The following is a 19343-nucleotide window of genomic DNA, read 5'->3' on the forward strand; positions in this document are numbered from 1 at the left end:
CAAAGGTCGCAATTTGCCGTTCGCATTCTGAGCCTCGTCGCAATTCGCAGCCCCTATGTCCTTAATTGCCCATATAGAAGGCGTTTCAACCCCTGCAACGCCGCCGACGGCCCCCATTTTCCCTTTGCTTCCTTTGCGTACTTCGCGACCTTTGCGGTTAGCCCCCCTGGTGGTGTCACGCCACTAGCTCAACCGATTCAGAATCAGCCCATAGAACTCGTTGTCCGACGACCAGAAGCGCCAGCCCAAATGCGTCTTGCAGTTCGTGCAGATGGCGACCTGCCACACGTAGCCGTCGAACCAGCTGAAGTCGTCGCTCTCGGGGCCGATTTCGCGGCAGCCGTCGGCTTCTTTGAAGCAGCCGATCTCGAACAGGATGCCCGCCGGGTTGACGCAGGTGTGGGCGAATTGGCCGCCCACGCTGGTGCGGTGTTTGGTGTGGGTGACCTCTTGGCCGCAGGCGGCGCAGTTGAGCGCCTCGTCTTCTTGGCGTTGCTCGTCGTGCTCGGGCTGGGCTTCGTCGGTGGGGGCTTGGGCCGGAGGGGCGGCCGTGGTGGCGTCGTCGGTTTGGTCGAGCAGTTCCATGGCGGCCTCGTCGGCGTTGAGAGTCGGCGTTGGGAGTCGGCGTAATGGGCGGCGGAGCGGGTGGGTGCTTTCGAGAATGTGGGGGCGAGGGCGCGGCTTGGCAACCGTTCAGGCGCCTTGGGCGTTCAGGCGTTGCTGGGCGGCGGCGTCGAAGAGGCGCGTGGCGTAGTCGTTGTGGCGCGCGTCGGCGGCCAACTGGCCTGCTTTTTCGAGGCAGATGGCCAGGTCGACGTCGACGAGGCCCGTCGCCCCGATGCCCTCGAGCACGAGCCCCAGGCGTCGCTCGAAGGTGTACCAGTCGGCCTCGGCGGCCAGGCAGGGCAGCGAGATGGCGCGGGTGTAGAGCAAAAAGCGCGCGTGTTGCTGGCGCTCGAAGCCCGGGGCGAGGTCGTCCAAGATCGGCTTGGCTTGCTTGAAGCGGTCGGTCTGCACGTAGATCAACGCCAGGTTGAGCAGGGCGGTGCTCACCCCGCGTTGGTGGTGGGTGTCCTCCCCGGCGACCACCTTGCGGTAGATCTGCTCGGCCTCGGCCAGGCGTCCCTGCAGGCGGACCACGTCGCCCAGCGAGTTCATCAGCATGCTCAGCACCAGGTAGTGCCCCGTCTCGTTGCAGTGGGCGAGGGCCTCGCGAAAGACCGCCTCGGCCTCGGCCAGCCGGCCGCGATGGCGCTCGCAGCTGCCCAGCGCGTCGAGCACGGCGGGCAGGTGGAGGGTGTCGTCGAGCGCGGTGGCCAGCGCGCGGGCCTTCTCGAGGTGCTCGACGGCCTCGTCGGGGCGGCCCAGACGGGTCAGCGCCTGGCCCATGCCGCTGGCCAGGCGCATCGCCAGATCGTCGTCGTCGAAGTCCGCGGCGAGCGCTTGCGCGCGCTGCAGCAAGGGGAGGGCGCGCCCGTAGTCGCCCTGGAATTGGACGCACTGCGAAAGCCGGTAGCAGCACGTGGCCGTCAGCCGCGGGTCGTCGAGCTTCTCGGCGCTGTTCAGCGCGCGCCGGGCCAGGGCGTAGGCGGCCTCGTAGTCGTGCAGAAACGCCATGCAGATCGCCCGCAGCGCCCAGTTCTCGATGCGCGGCGCGCACACTGTCGGCAGACCCAGCGCCTCGATCGCCCCCTCGCGAAGGTCGAGCAGGACCAGCGTGGCCTCGAAGTCCGAGGCGTTGCCGCGCGCCCTCGCGCCGACGAGCAGCGGGTCGAGCGCGTCCAAATAGGCGCGCGCGGCCAGCAGGTGGCGGCCGAGGCGCTCGGCGGCTTGCTTCTCGCCGCCGTAGCGCTCCTGGAGCATCCGCGCGCACACCCGGTGGTGGCCCACGTAGCGGCCCGCTTCCTTGGCGCGGCGCTCCAGCGACTCGCGCAGCATGCTGTGGGCGAAGCGCACGCCCGTGTCGGTCTCGTCGAGCAGCCGGTGCGACAAGAGTCGCTGGATCTGGGCTTCGGGAAAGCCCGTGCCCGTCAGACGCAGGCTCGCTCGCCACTCGGCTTCGTTGACCTCCAGGCCGAGCACGGCGGCGAGCTCGAGGGCGTACATCGTCTCTTCGTCGGCCTGCGACAGCGCGCGCTCCAGCCGGCTCGACCACACCTCGAAGACGTCGTCGGGCACCGGCGCCTCCTCGCCGTCGGCGAGCACGAACCCCGCCTCGCCGACCTCGAGCACCCCGCGATCGACCCAGTCGCCCACCAACTGCACCGCAAAGAGCGGGTTGCCCCGCGTGCGGTCGGCGACCTGCCGGGCGAGGGCGGGGGCCAGATGCAGCAAGGTCTCGATGAACCGAGCCTGCTCGTGCGACGGCAGCGGGCCGAGCCCCACGTGGGTGATGGCCTTGTGCAGGGCGAACTCGGCGACCAGATGCATCGCGGTCGACTGGTCGACGAGCGCCTCGCTGCGGATGGTGCCCACGAGCACCAGCGGCACGTCGGCGCACGCGTCGCTGTCGAGGCAATAGCGCAAAAGGCTTAGGCTGTCGGAGGACCACTGCAGGTCGTCGAGCCACACGATCACCGCGCGCTCCCGGGCGATGAGGCCCAGCACCCGCGCGATCAGCGCGTAGCGTTGCTCGGGGCGGGCGAACTGGATCTTGCGCTGGCCGCGCTCGAGGTCGGCCTCGGTCGCAGGCGAGATGATCTCGGCCAGCGCGTCCCACTCGTAGGCGTCGTCGACGCCGCGCGCTCGAAACCAGCCCCGCAGCCGCTCGACGAGCGCGGCGCGCTCGAGCCCGGCGGCGCGAAAATGGCGGGCGAGCATCTTGGGCAGCCCCTCGCCGCCGCCGGGGCTGGGGCTGTGGGTCGCGCGCAGGTTCAGCGCCAGGCCCAACTCCTCGGCGCGCTCGCACAGCCACTGGGCCAAAAAGCTCTTGCCCACCCCCGACGGCCCGCGGATGAGCGCCGCGCGCGGGCTGTGCGTCTCGACCGCCTCGCACAGCGTCGTCCACAGCGCGTCGCGCTCCTCCTGACGGCCGACCAGCGGCACGTGGCGAAGCCCGTACAGGCCCAGCCCGGCGCCCAGAAGCTGGAAGGAACGCTCCGGCTTGGACGCGCGGCGCGGCCTCGTCGCCTTCTGGGTGCCCGTCGACTGCAGCGGGCTCATCTCCGGAAGCGGCCTCATTTCCTGCAGTGGACCGGACGCGTCGGCCGCGTTGCGGTAGCGCTCGAGCGGATCTTTGTGCAACAGCCGGCGCACCCAGCCCTCGAACGCCTCGGGCACCGCGATGCGCGGCTCGAGCGGCGGGATAGGCGCGTGCAGGTGCTTCTTGGCGACCGAGACCGTCGGAAACGCGCGGTACACCGGCTTGCCGCACACCAGGTAGTAGGCCAGGCACCCGATGGCGTACAGGTCGGTCCAGGGGCCGACGTCTCGCCAGTGGCCCCGGAACTGCTCGGGCGACATGAACGACGGCGTGCCGCAGGCGCCACGCAAGACCGCGTCCTCGAAGCGCTCGGCGACGAACGCCAGGCCGAAGTCGGTCAGCTTGACGCGGCCCCAGTCCGGTTCGTCGGCCAGCAGGATATTGCCGGGCTTGATGTCGCGGTGGATGACCCCGCGAGCGTGGGCGTGGGCCAGGGCGTCGAGCAGCGCGAGCAGAATGGAGCGAATCGACGCGAAGGAGAGCTGGCGCTCGACGTCGGCCAGCGACCCCCGCGGGCACAACTCCATCGCCAGGTACGGACTATGCGCCCGAAGCTCGCCGAGCGTCGCGTCCTCGACCTCGGGAGTGACCTCGCCGTGGTCGAAGACCATCACCACGCCCGGATGACTCAGCCCGGCGACCGCGCGCACCTCCTGGCGAAACTGACGCCCGTACTCCTCACGCAGCGCCTGCTCCTCGGTCACCACCTTGATGGCCGCGTCCACCCCCTGCTCACGATGCCGCGCCCGCCACACCTGGCCCATCGCCCCCTCACCCAAAAACTCGAGCAGGTCGAACGGCCCCAACTGACCGATCGGTTCGGCAGGGCGATAATGTGGAGAGTTGGAGGTCACGGCGGCTACGACTCGGTACAAAGGCTGCTCAGTGCAGAGGTGCCGGTGAGGATCGGGGATTCGAGGGCGCTTGCCAAGGGGCGCAGAGAGAAAAATGTGATTTTTGGGGCGCGGTCGTCTCGACCGCCGGGGTCCGTCTCGGGCCCCGCACGTGTACGAGCAGGGCGTGCGCCCTGCTGAGACGGCTACGGTCACGGACACGGTGTCCGGCACCGGTCACGGCCCCCGGCCCCCGGCTCCGGCACCCGAGACCGTGTCCGTGTCCGTGTCCGTAGCCGTAGCCGTGACCGTGACCGTGATGGTGATCGTGACCGGCCCCGCACGTGTACGAGCAGGGCGTGCGCCCTGCAGAAGACATGCAAGCTGGGGCGGTGACGCCCCAGGGCGGGCGAGGACGCCGCGCGCCCCGGGCAGGTTGTGCGTGCAGCAGGGAAGGGGCGCGGTCGTCTCGACCGCCGGGGTCCGTCTCGGGCCCCGCACGTGTACGAGCAGGGCGTGCGCCCTGCAGAAGACATGCAAGCTGGGGCGGTGACGCCCCAGGGCGGGCGAGGACGCCGCGCGCCCCGGGCAGGTTGTGCGTGCAGCAGGGAAGGGGCGCGGTCGTCTCGACCGCCGGGGTCCGTCTCGGGCCCCGCACGTGTACGAGCAGGGCGTGCGCCCTGCAGAAGACACGCAAGCTGGGGCGGTGACGCCCCAGGGCGGGCGAGGACGCCGCGCGGCCCGGCTGGGGCGGTGACGCCCCAGGGCGGGCGAGGACGCCGCGCGCCCCGGGCAGGTGTGCGTGCAGCAGGGAAGGGGCGCGGTCGTCTCCGGCCGCCGGGGTCCGTCTCGGGCCCCGCACGTGTACGAGCAGGGCGTGCGCCCTGCTGAGACGGCTACGGTCACGGACACGGTGTCCGGCACCGGTACGGCCCCCGGCCCCGGCACCCGAGACCGTGACCGAGACCGTGACCGAGACCGTGTCCGAGACCGTGTCCGTAGCCGTGACCGTAACCGTGACCGTAACCGTGATCGTGATCGTGATCGTGATCGTAACCGTGACTTGCGCGCCCACCCCCCCTCGGAGTATTTCTGGGGGGCACCATTTATATTGTCAGAGTCTGCAGCCCGAGCCTGTATGGGGGGCTGTTCCTAACCTCAACCCCTTTTGTGAGGAGAAGAACGTTATGGCGAGTGGACCGGATTTGAAGACGCCTGTGTCGGACCTTGTGTTGGCGACCCGTGAGGTTGCCCAGTGGGTCGGACGCAATAAGGCGAAGTTCGAGGGTGTTGTCGCGGCCGATTTCGGCGGCGCCGACGCCGGCCGCGCGGCAGCAGCGCTGCTCGATGGCCAGGAAGCCGAGTTTCAGACCGAGCGGCGCGAGGACGTCGCCTGGACCAACGAGAAGAACGCGTTGGTCTCGCGGGTCGGGCCGTTGGCCGACGTGGCCCGGTCGGGCGTGCGGCTGGCTTATTTCGAGGACGAGAATTTGGACGACGTGCTCAAGGATTTCTCGACGGCTCATGCCTCCGATATCCGCACGTTGCCGAGGGCGAGACGGGCGTTGCAGATCCTCGAGGCGGGGCTGACCCGTCACGCCGACGAGCTGCGCGGGTCGATGGGTCACTTCGACCGGGTGCTCGAGGAGTGCAAGCAGTTGCGCGAGCGCTCCATCGAGCTGTCCGATGCGTACGGTGAAGAGACCAGCGAGACCCGCGAGGCGGCGCGCGAGCGCCGTACCGCGCGGGTGCAATGCCTCGAGTTCATCGAGCGCGTCGAGCTCGCCGCGCGCATGGCCCAGCTCGACCACCCCGAGCTGTTGGTCGAGCTCGACGCCATCTACGCCGAGTTCTTGCCCCAGCCGGAGCCCTCACCCGCCGGCGGCGACCAGCCGGAGCCGACCGAGGCCTGATCGGCGCCCGATGCATCAACGGCGCGAGCGCCGCAAGCCCCCGCACTTTGCCGTGCGGGGGCTTCTTTGTTTGGGGCGGCGTAAGCGCTCGCGGCAAGCACGGCGCGTGCGCCGCAGGCCCGCCGGACGCCGGGAGGTGCTCGGCGACGCGCGTGACGAGCATGGCGCGGGCGCCGCAGGCCCGCGAGGCGGCTGGAGATGCACGGCGCGCAGGTCGCAAGCGCGGCGCGGGCGCCGCAAGGTGCTTCGGCACCGCCGCGAGGTGCCTCGACACCGCCGCAACGACGGCGGCCCGATGGAGGCGGTCGCGGCGAGCGTGGCAGGTTTGGCGACTGCGCCGCGACCCCCTGCGAGGGCGCCGCGACCCCCTGCGAGGGCGCCGCGACCCCCTGCGAGGGCGCCGCGACCCCCTGCGAGGGCGCCGCGACCCCCTGCGAGGGCGCCGCGACCCCCTGCGAGTGAGTTACCCCCCCTGCGACAGCCGCGACCACGGTTACGGTCACGGCTACGGCTACGGTTACGGCTACGGCTACGGCTACGGTTACGGTCACGGCTACGGCTACGGCTACGGTCACGGCTACGGCTACGGTCACGGCTACGGCACCCGAGACCGGCTCCGCGACCGTGTTCGTGTTCGTGTCCGTGTTCGTGTTCGTGTTCGTGTCCGTGACCGTAACCGTGCCCGTGACCGTAACCGTGCCCGTGTTCGTGTCCGTGTTCGTGTCCGTGACCGTGACCGTGTCCGTGACCGTGTCCGTGTCCGTGACCGGCCCCGCACGTGTGAGGTGCGCGTGGGCGCGCTCCCCAGCCAGGAGGTAAGCGGTATTGCATTCAAGCGGACGAATTATCGGGCAGATTCGAGTTTTTCGGTCGCGTGATGCGTCGCCTTCGCTCGTTCTTGGTTGCCCACCTTGACCCACTGCTCTCGGGCGAAGCCGAGCAGCGCCTTGGCGCAGTCGGTTTGTTCGCGTTCGACACACAACTCGCCGGCGAGTTCGAAAAGGATCGCCAAGTCGACGTCGACCAGATTATGAGTCCTGATGGTGGCGATCAGATGGGGCGTGGCGCGGTCGAGAGTGCTCCAATCGCCCGCGCTGGCCATGACCACCAGCTCCATGGCGCGTACGTACACGAGCATCAGTGTGCGATTGTCGCGCTCGAACTCCTCGCGGACTTGCTCCACGAGCGGCTCGGCGCTGTGAAATTGGCGGCGCTGCAGGTGAACCAGGGCCAGGTTGAGCTTGGCCGTCGAGTTCATCGAGGGGTCGCTTTGCGCTGTTTGGTTCATCACGCGACGGTAGACGCGGCTTGCTTCGCTCAAGTCGCCGCGCATGCGGGCGAGTTCGCCGAACTCGAGCAGCAATTCAGCCCCGCGCACATAGGTGCCCAGTTCGCGGTAGATTTCGAGGGCGCGCTGCAGGTGGGTCTGCGCGGCGTCGAGGTTGCCGCGGCGACGCTCACAGCTTCCGAGAATAAAGTAGCGAGACAGCAGACGGCCGGGCACCGCGCAGTCGAGCGACTCGGTGAGCTTGGCGACGGCTTCATCGAAGCGGCCGAGTCGCTGCAAGATGGCGCCCATGGCCTGGGCGATATCGCCGGCCAGTTCGGCGTCGGTCTGCGACGGGCCCAAGAAGCGCTGGGCCGTCTCCAGGTCGCCCAGCGCGGCGTCGTAATCGCCGTGGATGTGGTGAACCTTGGCGCGGCGAAAGTGGGTGCGTGCCAAGAGGCGCGCGTCGTCGAGTTGTCGAGCGGTGTCGACGGCGCGCTGGGCGGCCACTATGGCTGTCTGGTGCTGTGCCTGCAGGGAGAGCGTGTGGGCGCGCAACATGTCGTTTTGCGCGCGGGGCGCGCAGATCTCGGGCAACTGGAGCGCGTCGATGGCATCACGGTGTAGGTCGAGGAGGGTCAACGTGGTGTCGAATTCACCGGCATTGCCGCGCGCCTTCGCCCCCTCGAGCAGCGGCTCGAGCGCCTCTTGGTAGGACTCCGCGGCCAACAGGTGACGGCCGAGCCTCTCGGCGAGTTGGGGTTCGTCGTCGTACAGGCGTTGGAGGACCTGGGCGCAGATGAAGTGGTGGGCGACCAGTCGGTCGTGTTGCTCGGCGCGGCGCTCGAGTGACTCGCGCAGCATGCCGTGGACGAAGCGGATGCCGGTGTCGGCGTCTTCGAGCAGGTTGTGTTGCAGCAGGGTTTGCGTGGCCGCCTCGGGGTAGGCCCAGCCGGCTTCGTCGAGGCAAGCTCGCCACTCGTCGTCGTCGACCTCCATGCCGAGCACGGCGGCGAGCTCGAGGGCGCACATCGTCGCGTCGTCGGCGTCGGCCAGGACCTCGTCGAGGCGGCTCGACCAGACGTCGAAGATGTCGGCGGGGATCTGGGCGTGTTCGCCGTCGGCGAGCACGAAGCCCTCCTCGCCGACCTCGAGCACGCCCCGGTCGACCCAGTCACCGATGAGCTGGACCGCGAAGAGGGGGTTGCCGCCGGTGCGATCGGCGACCTTGCGGGCCAGGGCGGGCGACAGGTAGAGCAGCTTTTCGATCAGGTCGGCCTGCTCGTACTTGGAGAGCGGGTCGAGGCCGACGTGGGTGATGGTCTCGTCGACGGCGAGCTCGGCGATCTTGGAGTGGGCGGCCGACTCGTCGGCCAGCGCCTCGTCGCGGATGGTGCCGAGCAGCAAGATGGGCAGCCGGGCGCACAGCTCGCTGTCGAGGCAGAAGCGCAAAAAGGCGAGGCTGTCGGTCGACCACTGCAGGTCGTCGAGCCACACGATCACCGCGCGCTTCTGGGCCATCAGCTCGAGCAGGCGGGCGACGAGCGCGTAGCGTTGCTGGGGCCGGGCGAATTGGATCTTGCGTTGGCCCCGGGCGACATCGGTTTCGGTCGCCGGCGAGATGAGCTCGGCCAGCGCGTCCCACTCGTAGGCGTCGTTGACCCCGCGCGAGCGGTACCAGTCGCGCAGCCGGGCGACGAGGTCGGCGCGGTCGAGGCCGGCGGCGCGAAAGTGGCGCGCGAGCATGCGCGGCAGGCCCTCGGCGCCGCCGGGGTTGGGGCTGTGGGTGGCCTGCAGGTGGACGGCCGCGCCCGACTCGAGGGCGCGCTCGCAGAGCCACTGGGCCAAAAAGCTCTTGCCCACGCCCGACGGGCCGCGAACGAGCGCGGCGCGGGGGCTGCGGGTCTCGATGGCCTCGCAGAGCGTGTTCCAAAGGGCGTCGCGCTCGTCTTCGCGGCCGACCATCGGGATATGGCGCAGCCCGTAGAGGCCGAGGCCGGCGCCCAGCAGCCGGATCGAGGGGCGTCGGCCGACCATGTGCTGCCAGCTCGTCGACAAGGGGGCAGGGGCGGCGTCCAGAAGTGGTCCCGCCGAGGCGGGCGGTCGAGTGGGCGGGGGCGGCTCGTCGAGGACGGGCGCCGAGCTTCGAATCGCGCGTCCCGGTCCCGTCGAGTTCAACAGCTCGTCGAAGGGTGCGAGCACCAGGGTGCTGGCCTGGCCGCTAAAATCGTAGGCGTCGCCTCGCGGCGCGTCCTCGTCGGGCGCGTCCATCAACAACAGCGGCCAGGCGGCGTCGGCGGCGTTTCGAAAGCGCTCGAGGGGGTTCTTTTGAAGGAGTCGTCGCACCCAGCCCTCGAACTCGTCGGGCACCGCGATGCGCGGCTTCAGGCGAGGGACGGGGGCGCGCAGGTGCTTTTGGGCGACCTGAACGATGGAGCGGCCCGCGTAGGCCGGCTCGCCACAGACCAGGTAATAGGCCAGGCACCCGATGGAGTAGAGGTCGGTCCAGGGGCCGACGTCTCGCCAGCGTCCACGAAACTGCTCGGGGGACATGAACGCGGGCGTGCCGCAGGCCCCGCGGGTGGTCGCGTCCTCGACGCGTTCGGCGACGAAGGCGAGCCCGAAGTCGGTCAGCTTGACGCCGGTCCAGCCGGCCTTGTCGTGCTGCGAGACGTCGTCCAGCAGGATATTGGCCGGCTTGATGTCGCGGTGGACCATGCCGCGAGCGTGGGCGTGGGCCAGGGCGTCGAGCAGCGACAAGAGGATGGAGCGGATCGACCCAAAGGAGAGCTGGCGCTCGACGTCGGCCAGCGAGCCCCTGGGGCACAGCTCCATGGCCAGATACGGGCTCTGAGCTCGAAGTTCGCCCAGCGTCGCCTCCTCGACTTCGGGGGAGAGCTGGCCGTAGTCGAAGACCATGACCACGCCCGGGTGACTCAGCCCGGCGACGGCGCGCACTTCTTGGCGAAATTGGCGCCTGTATTCTTCGCGCAGGGCGCGCGCCTCGGTGACGACCTTGATGGCGGCGGGCACTCCCTGCTCGCGGTGACGCGCGCGCCACACCTGGCCCATAGAGCCCTCACCCACAAATTCGAGCAGGTCGAAGGGCCCCAACCGAGCGATGGGTTTGGGAGAACGATGGTCTGGTGCGTTCGAAGTCACGGCGTCACTGGCAAGAGATAGTGCATTGCTAAGAATCGGGGATCTGGCAGTGATTGCCAAGGGGCGCAGAGTGCGTTTGTGATGGGGCTGGTCTTTCTGTACATTTAACGAAGCTGCCAATAACGAGGGTTTCAACAAAAACGTGTGCTTTTTGGCAGCGGCACCCTACCTCGCCTGAATCACGCTACACCCGGTGAGGGGGGGATGGATCGATCGCGGGCCCTGACGGCCCGTGGAGTTTGTTTTTTTTTCAGGTGAGGTGCGCGTGGGCGCGCCCACCCCAGCCAGGAGGTAAGCGGTATGGCATTCAAGCGAGCACATCACCGAGCGGAGTTCGACAGCAACCTGAGCACGTCGGATATCAACCAGTTCGTCGACGACTTCTACAACTACTGCGTCAAGAATAGTGTCGATGGGCTGATCGTTGAAGCTGATATTGGGGGATGCTTCATCTTGGAGGGAGATGACTCTGGGGTCGACAATGCTCTCAACTATTTGGATAGCGCTAACGAACTCGTGAGCAACGATACGTACCTGGTGGAGACGACTGGAGGCTCGTTCTACACGTGTCTGTCGTCGTTCGTGTCGGCCGATGCGCGCAACAGCAACTGCTAGATCGGTGGTGGCGCGCTACGCGGAGGGAGTGGAGATGGTCTCCATCTTCTGGAGCGTAGCGCGCTGGCGCGCTTCATCGCCGACTTTCTCCCACTGGAGCGCGGCGAAGCGCAGAGCTCTCCGAGCAACTTCCCGGCGTCCCGCTTTGCTGGCTAACTCCCCGGCCAATTGGATGGGGATCGCCAGATCGGCGTCGCACCTTCCCGACGCGTCGAGTTGGGCGAGCAGGTCATCGAGCAGAGTCTCGAATGCATTCCAGTCGGCGTCGTGTGCGAGACAGGGTAATAGGACGGCGCGCGCGTAAGGGAGATAACTGTCGTTGCGGTTCCGCTCGAACTCTTCAATTAGTTTTTCGGCAGCCGTCCGAGCCTCAGGAAAGCGTTGGGTTTGCAGATAAACGAATGCAAGGTTGAGTTTCGCAACCGGCACCAAGTTGGGGGCCAACGTCTGCGACTCGGCGAGAGCCGCTGCGTAGAATTGCTCGGCATCACCGGGCTTATCTTGTAGCCTCACCACATCGCCGAGAGAGAAGAGAATGGTGCAACTATGGAGGTTGCTGCCCATCTCTTTGCTCCACTGAAGCGCTTCTCGAAGCCAAGCTTCGGCGGCGTCGAGATTGCTGCGCCTGCGCTCGCAACTGCCGAGATTTCTCAGGATGGAAATCTCGACGACTTCTTTGTCTTGCTCGGCTGCTCGTCGACGCGCCTGCTCGAGCAATTCGGCGGCTTCGTCGAGCCGGTCCACCCGGATCAGCGCGATGCCAAGCGCGTCGTCGATTTGCAGGAGAAGGTGGTCGTGGCCACCCACCTGTCGCACGAGCTCCTTGGCTCGCTCGTGTAAGGGCAGCGCGGCTTCCTGATTGCCCTGAAACTGATGGCACTGGGCGAGGCGAAAAGAGCAGGTGGCGACCAGAAGAGGATCTTCGGTCTTTTCGGCAAGTTCGAGCGCTTGTGTAGCGAGTTGCTCGGCCTCCGAGTGATTGCCTCGCACTGCCTCCGTAAGGGCACGAAGCGCCTGGTTGTGGACCCTGGGGGCCGCGTTTTGAGGAAGTTCGAGCGCGTCGATGGCCGCCAGGCGCAGGTCGAGGAGCACGAGCGCAACGTCGAGTTCCATCGCATTGCCGCGCGCCTTCGCCCCCTCGAGCAGCGGCTCGAGCGCCTCCTGGTAGGACTCCGCGGCCAACAGGTGACGGCCGAGCCTCTCGGCGAGTTGGGGTTCGTCGTCGTACAGGCGTTGGAGGACCTGGGCGCAGATGAAGTGGTGGGCGACCAGCCGGTCGTGTTGCTCGGCGCGGCGCTCGAGTGACTCGCGCAGCATGCCGTGGACGAAGCGGATGCCGGTGTCGGCGTCTTCGAGCAGGTTGTGTTGCAACAAGGTTTGCGTGGCCGCCTCGGGGTAGGCCCAGCCGGCTTCGTCGAGGCAAGCTCGCCACTCGTCGTCGTCGACCTCCATGCCGAGCACGGCGGCGAGCTCGAGGGCGCACATCGTCGCGTCGTCGGCGTCGGCCAGGACCTCGTCGAGGCGGCTCGACCAGACGTCGAAGATGTCGTCGGGGATCTGGGCGTGTTCGCCGTCGGCGAGCACGAAGCCCTCCTCGCCGACCTCGAGCACGCCCCGGTCGACCCAGTCACCGATGAGCTGGACTGCAAAGAGGGGGTTGCCGCCGGTGCGATCGGCGACCTTGCGGGCCAGGGCGGGCGACAGGTAGAGCAGCTTTTCGATCAGGTCGGCCTGCTCGTGCTTGGAGAGCGGGTCGAGGCCGACGTGGGTGATGGTCTCGTCGACGGCGAGCTCGGCGATCTTGGAGTGAGCGACGGATTCGTCGGCCAGCGCCTCGTCGCGGATGGTGCCGAGCAGCAAGATGGGCAGCCGGGCGCACAGCTCGCTGTCGAGGCAGAAGCGCAAAAAGGCGAGGCTGTCGGTCGACCACTGCAGGTCGTCGAGCCACACGATCACCGCGCGCTTCTGGGCCATCAGCTCGAGCAGGCGGGCGACGAGCGCGTAGCGTTGCTGGGGCCGGGCGAATTGGATCTTGCGTTGGCCCCGGGCGACGTCGGTTTCGGTCGCCGGCGAGATAAGCTCGGCCAGCGCGTCCCACTCGTAGGCGTCGTTGACCCCGCGCGAGCGGTACCAGTCGCGCAGCCGGGCGACGAGGTCGGCGCGGTCGAGGCCGGCGGCGCGAAAGTGGCGCGCGAGCATGCGCGGCAGGCCCTCGGCGCCGCCGGGGTTGGGGCTGTGGGTGGCCTGCAGGTGGACGGCCGCGCCCGATTCGAGGGCGCGCTCGCAGAGCCACTGGGCCAAAAAGCTCTTGCCCACGCCCGACGGGCCGCGAACGAGCGCGGCGCGGGGGCTGCGGGTCTCGATGGCCTCGCAGAGCGTGTTCCACAGGGCGTCGCGCTCGCCTTCGCGGCCGACCATCGGGATATGGCGCAGCCCGTAGAGGCCGAGGCCGGCGCCCAGCAGCCGGATCGAGGGGCGTCGGCCGACCATGTGCTGCCAGCTCGTCGACAAGGGGGCGGTCGTGGCCTCGATGAGCGGGGCGTCGGTGGGTCGCACGTGCCCGGCCAGCTGCTTGTCGAAATCGGGCGCCGAGCTTCGAAGCGCGCGCCCCGGCCCGGTCGAAACCAGGAGGTTGTCGAAGGGCTTGAGCACCAGCGTGCTCGCCCGCGAGTCGAAGCTGTACTCGGCGTCGGCGTCGGTGGGCGCGTCCTCGTCGGGCTCGCTCATCAACAACAGTTGCCAGGCGGCGTCGGCGGCGTTTCGAAAGCGCTCGAGCGGGTTTTTCTGGATGAGCCGTCGCACCCAGCCCTCGAACTCGTCGGGCACCGCGATGCGCGGCTTCAGGCGCGGGACGGGGGCGCGCAGGTGCTTCTTGGCGACCTTGACGATGGAGCGGCCCACGTAGACCGGCTCGCCGCAGACCAGGTAATAGGCCAGGCACCCGATGGAGTAGAGGTCGGTCCAGGGGCCGACGTCTCGCCAGCGTCCGCGAAATTGCTCGGGGGACATGAACGCGGGCGTGCCGCAGGCGCCGCGGGTGGTCGCGTCGTCGACGCGCTCGGCCACGAAGGCGAGCCCGAAGTCGGTCAGCTTGACGCCGGTCCAGTCGGTGTCGTCGCCCAGCAGGATATTGGCCGGCTTGATGTCGCGGTGGACCACGCCGCGAGCGTGGGCGTGGGCCAGGGCGTCGAGCAGCGACAAGAGGATGGAGCGGATCGACCGAAAGGAGAGCTGGCGCTTGATGTCGGCCAGCGAGCCCCGGGGACACAGCTCCATGGCCAGGTACGGGCGTTCGGCGCGCAGCTCGCCCAGCGTCGCCTCTTCGACTTCGGGGGGGATTTGGCCGTAGTCGAAGACCATGACCACGCCGGGGTGGCTCAAGCCGGCGACGGCGCGAACCTCCTGGCGAAATTGGCGTCCGTAATCTTCGTGCTGGGCGCGCGCCTCGGTGACCACCTTGATGGCGGCGGGGACGTCCTGCTCGCGGTGGCGAGCGCGCCAAACTTGTCCCATGGCGCCCTTGCCCAAAAACTCGAGCAGGTCGAAGGGGCCGAGCTGGGCGATAGGGGTGAGTCGTCGATTGTCTGGAACGTTCGAAGCCACGGCGTCACTTGCAAAAGATGGTGCGTAGCAAGGATCGGGGATCAGATTCGATTTGCCAAGTAATAGATTGGAAGGCGAGAGATTGGAAAGCGAGAGATTGATCGGATGGGCGGTGTTGCTCGATAGTGCTTGCCTGTAACCCACCAAACTCGAGGAAAGGAGGAGCTGTGATGGCACAACCCCGACTCATCATTCATGGCGGCGCGGGGAGCGCGCTCAAAGATCCGTCGCGCGGCGACCGGGTGCGCGAGGCGTTGTACGCGGTGATCGACCCGGTCTACGAGATGCTGCTCGACGGGGCGTCGGCCTTCGAGGCGGTCGTCGAGGGGTGTCGGCGCCTCGAGGAGGACCCGACGTTCAACGCGGGGACCGGCTCGGCGATCCAGTCGGACGGACAGGTGCGCATGAGCGCGTCTTTGATGGACGGCGCCACGCAGAGCTTCAGCGGGGTGATCAACGCGATGCGCCTGGCGCATCCGGTCGAGCTCGCCGAGCACCTGCAGGGCGAGCGCGATCGGGTGCTCGACGGGGCGGGGGCGCAGGAGTTGATGCGCGAGCTGGGCGTGCCCCCGCACGATCCGATCGTCGAGCGGCGCTTTCGCCAGTGGATCCGCGAGCGGGAGCGCGGGTTTTCGAAGCAGGCGGTGGAGGTCGTCGCCCAGGAGGATCGAACCGAGCAAGACGAGCCCGACGATCGAGGCCGCGGCACCATCGGCGTGGTCGCCTTCGATAAGGACGGCAAGCTGAGCGCGGGGACGTCGACCGGCGGGCGCGGCTTCGAGCGCGTCGGGCGGGTGAGCGACTCGGCGATGCCCGCGGGCAACTACGCCGACGCCCACTGCGCGGTCAGCGCCACGGGCATCGGCGAGCATATCATCGACGCGTGTTTGAGCGCGCGGATCTGCGTTCGCGTGGCCGACGGCATGAGCCTCGAGGAGGCGCTTCGAAAGTCGTTCGACGAGAGCGAGGCCAAACAATACAGCTTCGGGGCGATCGCCATCGACCACGAGGGCCGCATCGGCTGGGGCAAGACGAGCGATATCTTGCTGGCGGCGTACCGGGTGGGCGACGAGGTGGGGGATACGATTTCGTTGCCGGGCGGAACGATTGTGGGGGTGTTGGGGGCTCTGCAGGGGGTGTGAACCGCGTTGGCGGTCATTGCGGTAGTTTTTTGCGGGTGGCGTGGGCTTTTTCGTGGGCGCCGGCGGCTTCCCATTGGTGGGCGGCGGCCTCGTAGAGGCGTCGGGCGTGGTGGGGTTGGTTGGCGGTGGAGCAGAGGCGTGCGGCGGCGTCGAGACAGATGGCGACGTCGGCGTCGACGAGTTGGGTGTCGTCGAGCTCTCGCTGTACGTGGTCGACGTGGGCGTCGAGCGCGGCCCACGCGCCGCGGTCGGCGAGGCAGGCGAGCTTCATGACGGCGACGTAGAGCAGCATCGTGCGGTTTTGGCGTTCCTCGTACAGCTCTTCGAGTCGGTCGAGGAGGGGGGCGGCCTCGTCGAAGTCGCCGGTTTGAATCGCGACGAGGGCGAGGTTGAGCCGGCCGATGAGCGTCTCGTGTTGGCGTTCGCTGTGCCCGTAGTCGAGCACACGGCGATAGAGCTCGGCGGCGTCGTCGAGGCGGCCTTGCAGGCGGACGACGTCGCCCAGCGAGACGAGCGCGCGGGCCACGGTCATCTGGTGGCCGAGCTGCTCGCCGCGGGCGATGGCGTCTTCGAGCAGCGTCTCGGCTTCGGCCAGGTTCCCGCGGTGTCGCTCGCAGCTTCCCAGCGCCCACAAGATATTGTCGAGTTTGAGCGTCCTGCCGATGGTGTCGGCAATGTCGCGGGCGCGGTACAGATGCTCGATCGCCTCGTCGGCGCGGCCCAGCCGGGCGAGCGCCTGGCCGGTGACCCCTTCGAGATCCATCAACAGACGTCGCTCGCAGTCGTGCTCCTCGACGAGGTCGCTGCCCCGGGCGAGCAGGGGGAGGCAGGCGTCGAAGTCGTTCAAGAATAGATAGGTCTGCGCGAGGCGGTAGCAGCAGGTGGCGACCAGGCAGGGGTCGTCGAGCGCCTCGGCCTCCTCGAGCGCGGCTCGAGCGAAGGTCGTGGCCAGCTCGCGCTTGCCGAGCACGGCCTTGGTCAAGCCGCGGAGGGCCTGGTTTTCGGCGCTCGCGCGTCGGGCCAGCGAGGGCGATTCGATGCGGTCGATCGCCTCGCAGCGCAGGTCGAGGAGCGTGAGGCATCGGTCGAACTCGGCGGCGTTGCCGCAGCGCATGGCGCCCTCGTACAGCGGAGCGAGGGCGTCTCGGTAGGCCTGCGCGGCCAAGAGGTGGCGGCCGAGGCGCTCGGCGAGTTGGGGCTCGTCGGCGTAGCGCGCCTGGAGCATGGCGGCGCAAACGCGATTGTGCGCGACGCAGCGCGCGCCTTCCCTGGCGCGACGCACGAGCGTCTCTCGCAGCATGCCGTGCGTGAAGCGAACGCCGGTGTCGGTCTCCTCGAGCAGCCGCTGTTGCAGCAGCGACTGGACGACGCGCGTCGGGAACGAGAGGGACGCGAGGTTCAAGCAGGCGCTCCACTCGTTCTCGTCGACCTCCTGGCCCAGCACCGCGGCGAGTTCGAGGGCGTGGAGGTTCGGTTCGTCGTCGTCGAGGAGTTCGTCGAGGCGGCTCGACCAGACGTCGAAGATGCTGTTGGGCACCGGCGCCTGCTCGTCGTCGGCGAGCACGAAGCCTCGCTCGCCGACCTCGAGCACGCCGCGATCGACCCAGTCGCCCACGAGTTGGACGGCGAAGAGAGGGTTTCCGCCGGTGCGGTCGGCCACTCGGCGGGCCAGCGGGGGGGCGAGGTAGAGCAGCTTTTCGATGAAGTCGGCCTGCTCGTGCGAGGTGAGCGGGCCGAGCTCGACGTGGGTGACGGCGTCGTCGAGGGCGAGGCGAGCGAGGCGCGCCTGGGTGCGCGTGTCGTCGGCGATCGCCTCGTCGCGCACGGTGCCGACGACGACGAGCGGCAGGTCGACGCACACGTCGCTGTCGAGGCAGAAGCGAAGAAAGGCGAGGCTGTCGGCCGACCACTGCAGGTCGTCGAGCCAGACGATGACCGCGCGGCGGCGGGCGATGAGGCCGAGGACACTCGCCACGAGCGCGTAGCGTTGCTCGGGGCGGGCGAACTGGATCTTTCGCTGCCCCGCGTCGACGTCGGCCTCGGTCGCAGGCGAGAGGATCTCGGCGAGCGCGTCGGGCTTGTAGGGGTCGTCGACGCCGCGCGCTCGGAACCAGTCGCGAAGCCGCTCGAGGACCTCGGCGCGGTCGAGGCCGGCGGTGCGAAAATGCCGGGCGAGCATCGTGCGAAGCCCCTCGCCGCCGCTGGTGTTGCGCCCGTGACGAGCCCGCAGGCAAATCGCCGCGCCTGTCTCTTGGGCGCGCTCGCACAGCCACTGCGCCAAAGAGCTCTTTCCCACCCCGGACGGCCCGCGAACGAGCGCCGCGCGCGGCTGTCGCGTCTGAAAGGTCTCGGCGAGGGTGCACCACAGCGCGTCGCGCTCGTCGTGGCGGCCGACCAGCGGGATATGGCGAAGCCCGTACAGGCCGAGGCCGGCTCCCAAGAGCTGCAATGAGGGGCGATGGTCTTTGATCTGCTGCCAATCGCTCGCCAGCGGCGCCGGCGTCGGCTCGAGCAGCGGGGCCGCGTCCTGCGGTGGGCTCGACGCGGGCGGCTCGCCGACTTCGGGGCTGGTGGCGTATAGCAGCTCGTCGGTGTCGGTCGAGTGGAGCAGGTTCTCGAGCGGCTGCAGCACAAGCGTGCTCGGCCGTGAGCCGACGTCGTAGCTGCCCTCGTAGTCCTGACGATCGTCGAGCGGGCTCATTTTGAGCAGGGGCCACGCGGCGTCGGCCGCGTTTTGGTAGCGCTCGAGCGGGTTTTTCTGGAGCAGCCGTCGCACCCAGGCCTCGAACTCCTCGGGGACCGCGATGCGCGGCTCGAGGCGCGGGACGGGGGCGCGCAGGTGCTTCTTGGCGACTTCGACGATCGATCTGCCCCGGTAGGGCGGCTCGCCGCAGGTCAGGTAGTAGGCGAGGCATCCGATGGAGTAGAGATCGGTCCAGGGGCCGATGTCTCGCCAGTGGCCGCGAAACTGCTCGGGGGACATGAACGCCGGTGTGCCGCAGGCGGCGCGGGGGGCGCCGTCGAGGCCCTCGGCGACAAACGCCAGGCCGAAGTCGGTCAATTTGATGCCGGTCCAGTCAGCGTCGTCGCCCAGCGAGACGTCGCCTAACAAAATATTGGCCGGCTTGATGTCGCGATGGACGACGCCGCGAGCATGAGCGTGGGCGAGGGCGTCGAGGAGCGACAAGAGGATCGAGCGGATGGACACGAAGGGAAATTGGCGATCGATGTCTGCAAGCGAACCCTTCGGGCAGAGCTCCATCGCCAGGTAGGGGCTCCCGGCGCGGAGCGCGCCGTACGTCGCCTCCTCGACCTCGCGGGAGACCTCGCCATAGTCGAAGACCGTGATCAGCCCGGGGTGGCTCAGCCCGGCGACCGCGCGCGTCTCCTGGCGAAAATGGCGCCGGTAGTCGGGGAGCCGCGCGCGCCTTTCAGTGACGACCTTGATCGCCGCGGGTACGCCTTGGGCGCGATGACGCGCACGCCAAACCTGCCCCATGGCCCCTTGACCGAGGAAGGCGAGCAGGTCGAAGGGGCCCAGTCGGGCGATCGCGGCGTCGGTGTCGGTAGCGGTCAAGTCACTGCGGGTTAATGACGGAGTAAAGC

8 protein-coding genes are annotated in these 19343 nt (G+C 68.5%); 3 read left to right on the forward strand and 5 right to left on the reverse strand.

The window, feature by feature from the left end; genetic code table 11:
- Window positions 1-183: 183 nt before the first annotated feature.
- On the reverse strand, window positions 184-585 hold the full coding sequence (locus FIV42_RS18625; RefSeq protein ID WP_141199146.1) for a cereblon family protein: 402 nt from the start codon (window positions 583-585) through the stop codon (window positions 184-186).
- Between the two features lie 108 nt (window positions 586-693).
- Entirely contained in the window at window positions 694-4077 is a 3384-nt protein-coding gene (locus FIV42_RS18630; protein ID WP_141199147.1) for a serine/threonine-protein kinase, read from the reverse strand.
- A 1145-nt stretch (window positions 4078-5222) separates the two neighbouring features.
- Here FIV42_RS18630 and FIV42_RS18645 point away from each other — a divergent pair.
- Window positions 5223-5948: a hypothetical protein gene (locus tag FIV42_RS18645; protein WP_141199149.1), complete on the forward strand. Its 726-nt coding sequence runs from the start codon at window positions 5223-5225 to the stop codon at window positions 5946-5948.
- 844 nt (window positions 5949-6792) lie between these two features.
- Here the strand turns inward: FIV42_RS18645 and FIV42_RS18655 are convergent.
- Window positions 6793-10377, reverse strand: coding sequence for a serine/threonine-protein kinase (locus FIV42_RS18655; RefSeq protein ID WP_313788402.1), 3585 nt, complete (start codon window positions 10375-10377; stop codon window positions 6793-6795).
- 300 nt (window positions 10378-10677) lie between these two features.
- On the opposite strand from FIV42_RS18655, the gene FIV42_RS18660 reads away from it, so the two are divergent.
- A complete protein-coding gene (locus FIV42_RS18660; RefSeq protein WP_141199151.1) occupies window positions 10678-10992 on the forward strand; it encodes a hypothetical protein in 315 nt (104 codons plus the stop codon).
- Window positions 10993-11007: 15 nt separating this feature from the next.
- Here the strand turns inward: FIV42_RS18660 and FIV42_RS18665 are convergent, their stop codons facing one another.
- Window positions 11008-14595, reverse strand: a complete 3588-nt coding sequence (locus FIV42_RS18665; protein WP_141199152.1) for a serine/threonine-protein kinase — start codon at window positions 14593-14595, stop codon at window positions 11008-11010.
- Between the two features lie 170 nt (window positions 14596-14765).
- Here FIV42_RS18665 and FIV42_RS18670 point away from each other — a divergent pair, with 170 nt between their 5' ends.
- The gene (locus FIV42_RS18670; RefSeq protein ID WP_141199153.1) at window positions 14766-15737 is read left to right on the forward strand and encodes an isoaspartyl peptidase/L-asparaginase; all 972 of its coding nucleotides are present in this window, start codon (window positions 14766-14768) and stop codon (window positions 15735-15737) included.
- A gap of 13 nt (window positions 15738-15750) precedes the next feature.
- On the opposite strand, the gene FIV42_RS18675 is transcribed toward FIV42_RS18670, so the two are convergent.
- Entirely contained in the window at window positions 15751-19314 is a 3564-nt protein-coding gene (locus FIV42_RS18675; protein ID WP_141199154.1) for a serine/threonine-protein kinase, read from the reverse strand.
- Window positions 19315-19343 lie beyond the last annotated feature (29 nt).

The organism is Persicimonas caeni (genome assembly GCF_006517175.1).
Lineage (GTDB): Bacteria > Myxococcota_A > Bradymonadia > Bradymonadales > Bradymonadaceae > Persicimonas > Persicimonas caeni.